Below are 10,351 nucleotides of genomic sequence, written 5' to 3' on the forward strand. Positions count from 1 at the left end.
GGTGTTATAAAATCATCTTCTGGTGGTTGGGGGGGTTGTTTGTTTTTTTTTTGTTGTGGTTGGCGGTGGGGTGGGTCGTCCAGCCCCCCCCCCCCCCACGGCAGTTGTAGATCGTCAGGCTGCTGTCGCGAGAGGGGCCGGGACGGCCTCGACGCGGCGGTTTCGGCGGGTGAGGCGGCGGCTCATGAGGGTGATGAACGCCCACTGGATGTGGGCCTCGGCGTGGGACATGAGGCGCTCGTAGTCCCTCGCGTTGCGGCGGGCCCGCATCGTCCACGAATTCGACCGCTCGACCACCCAGCGTTTCGGCAACAGGACGAAACCTTTGGCGTCCTTGGGGCGGGAGACGACCTTGACGGTGATGCCGAGGGTGCCCTGTGCCCAGGTGGCGAACTCCTCGCCGCCGTAGCCGTTGTCGGCCCAGACGAGCACGATCTCGGGATGCTCAGTGTGCAGGCGGGTGAGGAGGATGCGGGCCGCGTCCCGGTCCGTGACGTCGGCTGGCGTGACGAGTAGATCGACCAAGAGGCCGTCCTGATCGACCAGGAGATGGCGCTTCCTCCCGTTTATGTGCTTATTCGCGTCGTAGCCGCGAGTCGCCTTCGAGACGGTCTCGGCGCCCTTGACGGACTGGGAGTCGACGATCACGCGGACCGGCCAGGGACACCGCCGTCGCAGGATTCGCAGTCGTCGGCGGAGATGGTCGAGGACGTGCCTCAGGACGCCGGCCTTCGCCCAGCGGGCGAAGTAGCCGAACACGGTGCGCCAGGGGATGCCGAAGTCGGCGGGCAGCGCCCGCCACTTCGCGCCGTTGTCGGTGATGTAGCGGATCGCGTCGACGACGCGCCGACGGGGCCACTTCTCCGGGGCACCGCCCCTGGCGGTCCGGCAAGCGGGAACCGGCAACAACCGTTCCAGGAGAGCCCATTCCAGGTCGCTGGTGTCGGACGGGTAGCGGTAGCGGGGCAAGTCCAGGGACATGACGGGGGTGGCGGGCCGCGGCCTGTGCTGGGAGCCAACTGTGGGGCGGTCGCGGCCCGTCGCCTTCCTCGGATGAGGTCACTCCAGGTTGGCAAGGAGGTGCAGGGTCGACTCGATCGCGCCCATCTGCGCCATGACCGTGCGGATGTAGGGGTCGTCGGGCTTGTTCTTCCGGTGCGCCAGGAGGATGCCCTCGATGAAGTTGACGATCCGGTGGTGGGTGGACTCGAAGAACGCCCGCTCGTAGCCGATCCAGATCTCCGGCGCGTCGTCCAGCATCCGGTAGCCCCAGGTCCTGTCCCAGGTGATCGGCGGCAGGCCCTTCGCGGCGGCGACCTTGCGCAGATGACCGAGGCCGGTGTGGACCTGCGCGCGGGTGCGCTCGGTGGCCGCCATGAGCTGGACAACGGTCAGGCCGGCGGGGCGGGCCTCCAGGAGGGCGGACAGGATGGCTTCGGCGTGGACGTGAGCGGGAACGCCCCGCCCCACGGCTACTCGCCCGAGCCCTTCAGCAGCTTTGCGAGCTGCTCGTCGAGGTCGACCTCGCCGCGGGTGACCGCGTTCTCGATCCAGTCGGCCGACGCCCGCACCCTGGACAGGCCATGCAGGACCGTCTCGCGTTCGGCGTCGTCGAACGGTGTCCCGCGCAGGTTCGGCACGATCCTGCCGGCGGTGACGACGAACTGCGTGCAGGCCGCGACCAGGTCCATGAACTGGACGTTGTGCTCCATCCGCGCCAGCTGGGGCAGCGGCGCCGCCTCGTCCTGCACGAACGCGGCCTCCTGGCGGAAGCGGTCGAACTGCGCCTCGTTCACGGCGTGCCGGGCGGTGTCGTCGGCCATCGCCTTCGAGGCGACCGCGGGCCGGCGCAGGAAGTCCGTCGTCACCTTCACCGCGACCTGGTCGTCGGCGGCCAGGTCGTGGATCGCGTCCACCTTCTCCTGGACGCTCTCGGGGGTGTCGACCTTCCAGCCCACGATCCGCTTCGCGCTGTCGTGCGTCCACCGCGCAGGCCCCCCGCGCGGATGGGCCGGAGGGCTGGCGACCGCCTCGAACCTCTCCTTCTCGTCCGGGATCGACGCGAGGATCTTGTGGATCGTGTGCGAGACGTCCGCGCGGCGGTGCTCCTTGGGCCAGCGCGAGGCCACCCACCGGTAGTCCCGCACCGTCGTGTAGGCGAGGCCGACGTCCTCGGCGAACATCCGCAGGGCCTCGCTGACGGTGAACAACTCCTCGCTCCCCGGCGGGTTCACGCCGCCGTGGGCGCGCATCGGCTCGATCTCCCCGGCCGCGTCCCCCAGCCGCCACTGGACGGCACTCATCTCCGCGACCCAGCCCCGGCCCAGTTCCACGAGCTCGTCGTAGCGCTGCCGGGTCACGCTGCCGACCATCCCGGTCATCCGGACACCACCCCCACGAGCCCCCGGGGACGACACCTGACCCGTGCCGTCAACTCGCCCTGGAAACCCTCCACTTCGCACGATCCGACCGCCTCGCCCTCGGCGGGAAGAGCGTACGGACCCGGCGCCCGAAGCGGCCCCACGGTCCGGCGGCGTGCGGGCTCACTCCCCGCCTGCCCGAGCGCGCCGCGCGTGCCAGGCCCGTTTGCGGCAGGCGGGAGAGCAGTAGACCGCCGAGACGAGGCGGTCGACCCCGACCGTCCACTGCGCCCCGCACTGCGGGCACTCGGCCCTCACGCCGGCCGTCACCGCTTCGGTCCGTGCCCTCGTCCGCCGCGCCCGGCGCCAGCTCCTCGACCGGCAGGCCGACGAACAGAACACCGCCGTCGCCTTCGCCGATGGCATCAACGGATCACCGCATCCACGACACAAACGCGGCCCGCCCTCGTCGGCCGCAATGACGACCAACCGCAGCCGGGGCACCCTGTCACCGCCCATGCGCTTCACCGTACGAAGCAGACACCCTCGGCGGCCATGAACTCCCGTGACCCTGATGGTCGTTCAACGAGTCGCTGCCCCAGATCGGACTGCTGCCGGTGAGAACCCTGACCGCCAGCCGCAAACGACCGGCGGTCAGCGCCGGCCCGGTCGCGGGCTCGGACGGAGGCGAGCCGGTCGGCACATCCGGGGTGGCATCAGTCCGCCGTGCCGTACTTGAGTCCGTCGAGGGTGAGGTCGAGGAGGCGTTCGGCCTGCTCGCGCTCCTCGGGCTTTCCTGAGGCGAGGGCGACGCCGGTGAGGGCGGCGAACATGACGGCCGGGCTGACGTCCGAGCGTATGGTCCCGGCGGCGGTCGCGGCGTCCATGAGCGAGGTGAGGGCGGTCATGATCAGCTCGCGGCTGTGGTCGTAGGGGTTGACGCCGGAGTCGACGACGGCGCGGAGGGCCTCGGCCATCCCCAGTTTCGCGGTGGCGTAGTCGATGAAGCGCCCCATCCAGGCGCGGAGCGCCTCGCGTGGCGGCATGGCCGCTAGGAGTTCGGAAGCGGCCTCGCACAGCCGGCTCAGTTCGTTGCGGTAGGCGGCCTCGATCAGCGCCTCACGGGTGGGGAAGTTCCGGTAGAGAGTGCCCGAGCCCACGCCCGCCTCCTTGGCGATGCGCTCAAGGTGCGCCTCCAGCCCTTCTTCGGCGAAGACGCGTACGGCTGCGGAGAGGATCTTCTCCCGGTTGCGCCGCGCGTCGGCCCGCAGCGGTCGGCCGGTGTCTGTGGTCACGGAGGGTCCCTTCCTCATCGAAATTAAGTGGAGGTGCCTCCACATCTTGCTAAGTGGAGGCAACCCCGCTTATAGTCATGGAAGCGGCGACGCCTCCACTTCCGAGTGTAGAGCACATCCCGCCGCCGTCCGCAGGGTGCGGGCGCACCCAATCGCAAGGAGAAAACGATGAGTCTCCCGCTTGAAGGCAAGGTCGCCGTGGTTACCGGTGGCGCGTCCGGCGTCGGCCTGGGGATCGCCCAGGAGTTCGTGGACCAGGGCGCCCGTGTGGTCATCACCGACCTGCAGCAAAAGCCCCTGGACGAGGCGGTCGCCACGGTCGGGGCGAACTGTTCGGGCATCGTCGCCGATGTCACCCGGCTCGCGGACATGGAGGCGGTGTACCAGGAGGTCATCGCGCGGCACGGACGTCTCGATGCGGTCGTGGCCAACGCCGGCATCGGCGCGCACGCCCCACTCGGCGAGATCACCGAGGAGCAGTTCGAGCGGACCTTCAACGTCAACGCCAAGGGCGTCCTGTTCACCGTCCAGCCGGCGATCCCGCTGCTGCCGGCCGGCGGCACGGTCGTCATCATCGGCTCGACCGCCTCCATCCAGCCCCCGGCCGGCATGGGCCTGTACGGCGGCGCCAAGGCCGCGGTGCGCGCCTTCGTCCGGTCCTGGATCCAGGACATCAAGGGCACCGGTATCCGCATGAACGTCCTCAGCCCCGGCGCCGTGGACACCGAGTCCCTGCGACGCGCCCTGGCGATGGCGCAGGGCGCCGACGCCGTCCCGGCCGCGGTCCAGAAGATGGGCGAAGGCAACCCCACCGGCCGGATCGCCGACCCCCGCGAGATGGGCAAGGCCGTGGCCTTCCTCTCCAGCGACGCCTCCAGCTTCATCACCGGCGTCGAACTCTTCGCCGACGGCGGCATGGCCCAGGTCTGAGCAGCCACGCCGTGGCACGCGCGCCCGGCAACCGGGCCCGCCGGGCGCGCAGGCGCCCGCGATCACCCCTCTCCGTCGGGGCCAGGCGCGAGCGCCGCCCCGCACACCGCTCACACTCTGTCGGCCCCCGAAGGCCAGAACAGGAACCCCGCCATGTCCACAACGCAGCGCATCCCTGCCGCCCTACCGCCGACTCCGTCCGCCCAATCGCCTGCCACGCCGCAACGGGGCAGCCGCCGCGCGGCGTTCGGCATCATGATCGTGCTGGTCGGGCAGCTGATGCTCACCCTCGACGGCACCATCGTCAACGTGGCCCTGCCCAGCATCGGCACCGGTCTCGGCCTTGGCCTTGGCCCGTCCGCCCTGTCCTGGATCGTCAACGCCTACACCCTCGCCTTCGGCGGCCTGATGCTGATGGGCGGCCGGCTCGGAGACACCTACGGCCGGCTGCGCGTCTTCCTCATCGGCCTGAGCATCTTCACCGCCTCCTCCCTGATCGGCGGCTTCGCCCAGAGCGCCGCCCTGCTGATCGCCGCCCGCGCGGCACAGGGCATTGGAGCGGCCCTCGCCGCACCCGGCGTGCTCGCCCTGGTCACCACGAGCGCCCGCGACGACGCGGCACGCAACCGGGCCCTGGCCCTGTTCGCCGCCGTCGGCATCGGCGGCAGCACCCTCGGTCTCCTCCTGGGCGGCGTGGTCACCGAAGTCGGCTCCTGGCGCTGGACGCTGTTCATCAACGTCCCCATCGGCATCGCCGTACTCGCCCTCGCCCCGCGCTTCGTCGCCGAAACCCCGCGCAACCCCGGCCGCTTCGACCTCATCGGCGCACTGAGCGCCACCGGCGCGGCCGTCGCCATCGTCTGGGCACTGACCGGCGCACCCGAGCACGGCTGGACCTCCGCACAGACCATCGGCTCTCTCACAGCCGGCGCCGTGCTCCTGGCCGCACTGGCCGTCACCGAACGCCGGGTCACCAACCCGATGCTGGTGCCCGCCCTGCTGCGCGACCGACGCCGCCTGAGCGCTCTCGCCGTCACCACCCTGGTCTTCGGCTCCCAGATCGCCACGTTCTTCCTGGTCGTGCAGTACGTCCAGCGTGTGCTGCACTTCGGCCCCATCGCCGCCGGTGCCGCGTTCTTGCCGATGACGCTGGGCATCTTCGCCATGGCACGCACCGCCCCCAAGCTGGTGGCCCGCTTCGGACAGAAGCCGCTGCTGATCACCGGCACCCTGGGCCTGACCGCCAGCTACGTCTGGCTCAGCAACATCGACACGACCAGCGGCTACGCCAGCGCGGTCCTCGGCCCCCTGCTGCTCAACGGCGTCTCGGCCGGACTGACCTTCATGCCGGCCGCCTCCCTGGTGATGGGCGGGGTCGCACCGCAGCACGCCGGATCGGCCTCCGGCCTGCTCCAGACGGTCCAGCAGCTGGGCGGCGCCATCGGACTCGCCGTCGTCGTCTCGGTCTACGCCGCCGGAGCCGTCCCCGGCCAGTTCGTCCCCGGCGCCCGCGCCGCATTCCTGACCACCGCAGCATTCACACTGCTGGCCGCCGCCCTGGCAGCACTCATCCTGCGCTCCCACCGACCGGCCCACGCCAAAACCAACTGAAGCACCACCCGGCGAGCCGGCTTCCCACCATCGTGGGAAGCCGGCTCGCCGCCGTCCGCCCACGGCCAGGCGGCCAGGCGGCCAGGCGGCCAGGCGGCCAGATCCAACGAACCGTTCACCGACCAATCACACCGCAGCTCTGTCATGTCGGCCTCAGGAACAGGCACTCACGATGTTGGTGTAGTGCGGGAGGTCACCCTTGTCCTGCAGGGTCCAGGCCCCAGGGACGTCGATGGTGTCCCAGGACTCCCCCGGTGCCGCGTCGGGGTGCGGCAGCAACTGGAACTCCCAGGTTCCGTCCAGGCTCACCCGGTCCGGGTGGTCCAGCGCGTGCGTGGCCAGTCGACCGGTGGCCAGCAGGCCCGGGGAGGCCCAGGCGGCAGCGGGGTGGCGGGGGGGGCTGTGTTCACTTGGGGTTCCTCGGCTCTGGGCCGGGCCGCATCGTCCCGATGGTGCGGCCGCGGGCCGGTCAGACGCGTGTCGCGGGGTACCACCCGATGGCGGCCCCCCATCTAAAGTCAAGTTCCACTCGGGTTTCAAGGGTCCCCGTAGCAGCCGCGTGGTCGGCACCGGGCCGTCCGCCGCCGACAGCGGGCCTCGCCTGCCGCGCCGTTCAGGATGCCTTGAGGTCGGCTCCGTCCTCGGCACTGCCCGGGTGGTCTCCCAGGGAAGCTGCCGTTCGTAGGTGCTCGCGCAGCCACTCCTCGGTGTTGCTGACGTGCAGGAGTGCCGCCGCCTGGCTGAGGGCGAAGTCACGTGCTGAAAGGGCCGCGTAGATCGCCTCGTGCTCGGCGAGGGTCCGCCCCGCGGCCTGGTCGTCGACCAGGCCGCGCCAGATACGGGCGCGGAGAGTGCGGCCGGAGATGCCTTCGAGGAGGGTGAGCAGCGATTCGTTGCCCGTGGCGGAGACGACGGCCCGGTGGAAGGCCGCGTCGTGGGAGTTCAGCCGCTCGACATCCTCACGGGCCTCCCGCATGGCGTCGAGGTGGCGTTTGACCTCGGCCAGACCGTCCTCGGTGATCCGGGTGGCGGCGAGGGCGGTGGCGAGGGGTTCGAGCAGCCGCCGTACCTCCATGAGGTCCAGCAGCGCGCCCTTGTCGCTCTGCATCAGCTCGACCGCTCCCCCGAGCCCTTCAAGGAGCAGGCTCGGCTGGAGGCTGGTGACATAGGTGCCGTCGCCCCGCCGGACCTCCAGCACACGGGCCACGGCGAGCGCTTTGACGGCTTCCCGGGCGAGGTTGCGGGACAGCCCGAGCTGCGCGGACAGCTCCTGCTCGGGCGGCAGTTTGGAGCCCGGTGGCAGCGCTCCGGTCCGGATCAGTTCCCGGATCTGCTCGATTGCCCTGTCGGTGAGAGACATGGCGAACTCCTTCCCTGAGCCTGCTACGCGGGCACATCCGGCCTGATGAGTCCCTGAGCCCGAAGATCGTCCCAGAGCCCCGTGGGGACGCGTCGCCGGTGGAGCTCGACGTTTCGCATGACCTGTTCCGGATTCCGCATGCCGAGGGTGACGTTGATGATACTGGGGTGGGTGAACGGGAAGGTCAGCGCGGCGGCGGGGAGGCTCGTCCCGTGCTCCTCGCACACCTCCGCGATGCGCTGTGCCCGCGTGACCAGGTGCGTCGGGGCGTCCTGGTAGTCGTACTTCATGCCCTCGGCGGGGCGGTCCCGGGCGAGGAGTCCGGAGTTGAAGACGCCGACCGCGACGACGCTCCTGCCGTGTTCGTGTGCGGCGGGCAGGACGTCGTCGAGGGCGGACTGGTCGAGGAGGGTGTAGCGGCCGGCGAGCATGACGACGTCGGCTGCGGTCTCGCGCAGAAAGCGCGCGAGCATGGCCGACTGGTTCATACCGGCGCCGATCGCGCCGATCACCCCCTGGTCGCGGAGGTCCGCGAGGGCGGGCATGGCGTCATCGGCGGCCTGCCTCCAGTGCTCGTCGGGATCGTGCAGATAGACCACGTCCAGCCGGTCGAGGCCGGTCCGCTCCAGGGTGGCCTCGATGGAGCGCAGGACGCCGTCGCGGCTGAAGTCCCACTGCCGGCGCAGGTCGTCGCGGACGACGAAACCCTCGCTGTCGACGCCCCTGGGGCTCTCGTTGGGCACCAGCAGGCGGCCGACCTTGGACGATACGACGTACTCGTCCCGCGGACGGTGGCGCAGGGCCGCGCCCAGTCGCGCCTCCGACAGTCCCAGGCCGTAGTGCGGCGCGGTGTCGAAGTAACGGACACCGGCATGCCAGGCGGCCTCGACCGCCGACGCCGCGTCCTCGGCCGGGGTGACCCGGTACAGGTTGCCGATGACCGAGGCGCCGAACCCGAGTTCGGTGAGCTCGACCCGGGTGCTCGTGATCTTCCTGCGCTGCAAGGGTTACTCCAGGGTTCGGGTGGTTCGGTGCCCGGCTCAGCGTCGGACGGCCGCGGAGCCTCCGGCCATCAGCGCCTCCACCTCGGCGAGTGAGGCCATGGAGACGTCGCCGGGCGTGGTCATGGTGAGGGCGCCGTGCGCGGTGCCGTAGGCGAGGGCACGCTCCAGGCTCTCCCCTGCGAGCAGACCGTGGATCAGTCCGGCGGCGAATCCGTCGCCGGAGCCGATGCGGTCCAGGACGTGCAGGCCCGGCATCAGGGGGCCGGTGAGGAAACCGGTACCGGGCGACCATGCGGCGGCGGACCAGTCGTTCACCCCCGCCGAGGGCACCGCGCGCAGGGTCGTCGCCAACACCCCGGCCCGCGGGAGGAGTCCGGACACCTCCGCGAGCGCGTCGGGGAGTTCGTCCGCGCCGACGCGCACCGCCCCCGGATGACTCCCCGCGAGGCCCAGGGCGCCCACGACGACGTCGGCGTGCCGGGCAAGCCGTAGATCGACCTCACGGGCCCGGTCGGCGCCGCCCCGGCCCTCCCACACGCTGGGGCGGTAGTTGGGGTCGTACGACACGGTCACCCCATGCCGTCGGGCCGCCGCCATGGCCTCGTCGGCGACGTCCACGGTGGTGTCGGACAGCCCGGCGAAGATCCCCCCGGTGTGGAACCAGCGCACCCCCGCGGAGAAGACGGCGTCCCAGTCGACGTCCCCCTTCCGCAGCTGGGACACCGCCGTGTTCGCCCGGTCGCTGACGCCCAGGGCGCCACGGATGCCGAAGCCGCGTTCCACGAAGTTCAGGCCGTTGCGCGCGGTACGGCCGATGCCGTCCCCGGGAACCCAGCGGACCAGGGACGTGCCGACGCCGCCCTGCAGGATCAGGTCCTCGACCAGCCGGCCCACCGCGTTGTCGGCCAGCGCGGTCACGACGGCCGTACTGCGCCCGAAGCAGCGGCGCAGTCCCCGGACGACGTTGTACTCGCCGCCGCCCTCCCACACCTGGAAGGAGCGGGCGGTGCGGATCCGGCCCTCACCCGGGTCGAACCGGAGCATCACCTCTCCGAGGGCCACCACGTCGGTCACGGCGTGCTCCTCTCGACCGCCTGCGCGGTCAGCCGCAGGATCTCCGCGTAGTCGCCGCGCTCCAGGAGGGCGACGGGAGCCAGCCAGCTGCCGCCCACGGCGAGGACCGAGGGCTCGGCGAGATAGTCGGCCAGCCGGTCGACGCCGATGCCGCCGGTCGGCACGAACCGCGCCTGCGGGAACGGCGCGGCGAGGGCCCGAAGGGTGTCCGGACCGCCGAGCGGTTCGGCCGGGAACAGCTTCACCGTGTCGAGCCCGGCCCGCAGGGCCCGCATCAGCTCGGTCGCGGTGGCGACACCCGGGACGACGGGCACCTCCAACTCCCGGCATTTCGCGACGACTTCCTCGTCGAACCCGGGTGAGACGACGAATCGGGCACCGGCCGCGACCGCGCGTTCCGCCTGCTCGGCGGTGAGGACCGTGCCGGCGCCGACGGTCAGCCCGCCGTGCGCCGCCATCGCCTTCACGACCTGCTCGGCGGCATCGGTGCGGAACGTGACCTCGGCGCACCGGGCCCCGCCCTCGGCGAGCGCGGCGGCGAGCGGGGTGGCTGTCATGGCGGAGGGAACGGTCAGCACCGGCAGGACTCTGGTACCGGCCAGGAGTGATGTGAGGGGTGTGGTCATCGGCCGAGCCATCCGCCGTCGACGGGCAGGATGGTGCCGTGGACGTAGGCGGCGGCGTCGGAGGCGAGGAAGACGGTGGCGCCGGCGAGGT

At 71.3% G+C, this 10,351-nt stretch carries 11 protein-coding genes and 1 pseudogene; 2 read left to right on the forward strand and 10 right to left on the reverse strand.

Annotation, left to right across the window (positions count from 1 at the left end):
* Positions 1–165: 165 nt before the first annotated feature.
* The 4 genes and pseudogenes from ABZ880_RS54090 to ABZ880_RS54105 form a co-directional block, all read right to left on the reverse strand.
* Positions 166–981: pseudogene (locus ABZ880_RS54090) on the reverse strand (IS5 family transposase); the annotation flags it as partial.
* A 78-nt stretch (positions 982–1,059) separates the two neighbouring features.
* The gene (locus ABZ880_RS54095; RefSeq protein ID WP_361279314.1) at positions 1,060–1,470 is read right to left on the reverse strand and encodes a RacP protein; all 411 of its coding nucleotides are present in this window, start codon (positions 1,468–1,470) and stop codon (positions 1,060–1,062) included.
* Between the two features lie 2 nt (positions 1,471–1,472).
* Complete coding sequence (locus ABZ880_RS54100; protein WP_361279317.1) at positions 1,473–2,381, reverse strand: DUF6192 family protein; 909 nt, start codon at positions 2,379–2,381, stop codon at positions 1,473–1,475.
* A gap of 695 nt (positions 2,382–3,076) precedes the next feature.
* Positions 3,077–3,655, reverse strand: coding sequence for a helix-turn-helix domain-containing protein (locus tag ABZ880_RS54105; RefSeq protein ID WP_361279319.1), 579 nt, complete (start codon positions 3,653–3,655; stop codon positions 3,077–3,079).
* Between the two features lie 168 nt (positions 3,656–3,823).
* Here ABZ880_RS54105 and ABZ880_RS54110 point away from each other — a divergent pair, with 168 nt between their 5' ends.
* Positions 3,824–4,585, forward strand: coding sequence for an SDR family oxidoreductase (locus ABZ880_RS54110; RefSeq protein WP_361279322.1), 762 nt, complete (start codon positions 3,824–3,826; stop codon positions 4,583–4,585).
* 153 nt (positions 4,586–4,738) lie between these two features.
* Positions 4,739–6,196 carry an MFS transporter gene (locus tag ABZ880_RS54115; protein WP_361279324.1) on the forward strand — a complete coding sequence of 486 codons (1,458 nt, stop codon included), beginning with the start codon at positions 4,739–4,741 and terminating at the stop codon, positions 6,194–6,196.
* Positions 6,197–6,349: 153 nt separating this feature from the next.
* Here ABZ880_RS54115 and ABZ880_RS54120 read toward each other — a convergent pair whose 3' ends face one another.
* The 6 genes from ABZ880_RS54120 to ABZ880_RS54145 all read right to left on the reverse strand — a co-directional run.
* A complete protein-coding gene (locus ABZ880_RS54120) occupies positions 6,350–6,505 on the reverse strand; it encodes a hypothetical protein (RefSeq protein ID WP_361279326.1) in 156 nt (51 codons plus the stop codon).
* A gap of 304 nt (positions 6,506–6,809) precedes the next feature.
* Entirely contained in the window at positions 6,810–7,556 is a 747-nt protein-coding gene (locus tag ABZ880_RS54125) for a FadR/GntR family transcriptional regulator (protein WP_361279328.1), read from the reverse strand.
* Positions 7,557–7,579: 23 nt separating this feature from the next.
* Positions 7,580–8,560: an aldo/keto reductase gene (locus ABZ880_RS54130; protein ID WP_361279330.1), complete on the reverse strand. Its 981-nt coding sequence runs from the start codon at positions 8,558–8,560 to the stop codon at positions 7,580–7,582.
* A 36-nt stretch (positions 8,561–8,596) separates the two neighbouring features.
* Entirely contained in the window at positions 8,597–9,634 is a 1,038-nt protein-coding gene (locus ABZ880_RS54135; protein WP_361279332.1) for a sugar kinase, read from the reverse strand.
* Entirely contained in the window at positions 9,631–10,260 is a 630-nt protein-coding gene (eda, locus tag ABZ880_RS54140) for a bifunctional 4-hydroxy-2-oxoglutarate aldolase/2-dehydro-3-deoxy-phosphogluconate aldolase (protein ID WP_361279334.1), read from the reverse strand. Before eda ends, ABZ880_RS54135 begins: the two co-directional genes overlap by 4 nt.
* Positions 10,257–10,351: SDR family oxidoreductase (locus ABZ880_RS54145; RefSeq protein ID WP_361279336.1), on the reverse strand; the 95-nt coding region annotated here is incomplete at its 5' end. The genes eda and ABZ880_RS54145, both read right to left, overlap by 4 nt.

Origin of the sequence: Streptomyces sp. NPDC047043 (assembly GCF_040644055.1) — a bacterium.
GTDB lineage: Bacteria > Actinomycetota > Actinomycetes > Streptomycetales > Streptomycetaceae > Streptomyces.

What these genes read in the sequence shown, in the direction of transcription:
- ABZ880_RS54110 (WP_361279322.1), top strand. Translation starts at nt 3,824, where the DNA reads ATGAGTCTCCCGCTTGAAGGCAAGGTCGCCGTGGTTACCGGTGGCGCG.
- eda (WP_361279334.1), bottom strand. Translation starts at nt 10,260, where the DNA reads ATGACCACACCCCTCACATCACTCCTGGCCGGTACCAGAGTCCTGCCG.
- ABZ880_RS54100 (WP_361279317.1), bottom strand. Translation starts at nt 2,381, where the DNA reads ATGACCGGGATGGTCGGCAGCGTGACCCGGCAGCGCTACGACGAGCTC.
- ABZ880_RS54115 (WP_361279324.1), top strand. Translation starts at nt 4,739, where the DNA reads ATGTCCACAACGCAGCGCATCCCTGCCGCCCTACCGCCGACTCCGTCC.
- ABZ880_RS54125 (WP_361279328.1), bottom strand. Translation starts at nt 7,556, where the DNA reads ATGTCTCTCACCGACAGGGCAATCGAGCAGATCCGGGAACTGATCCGG.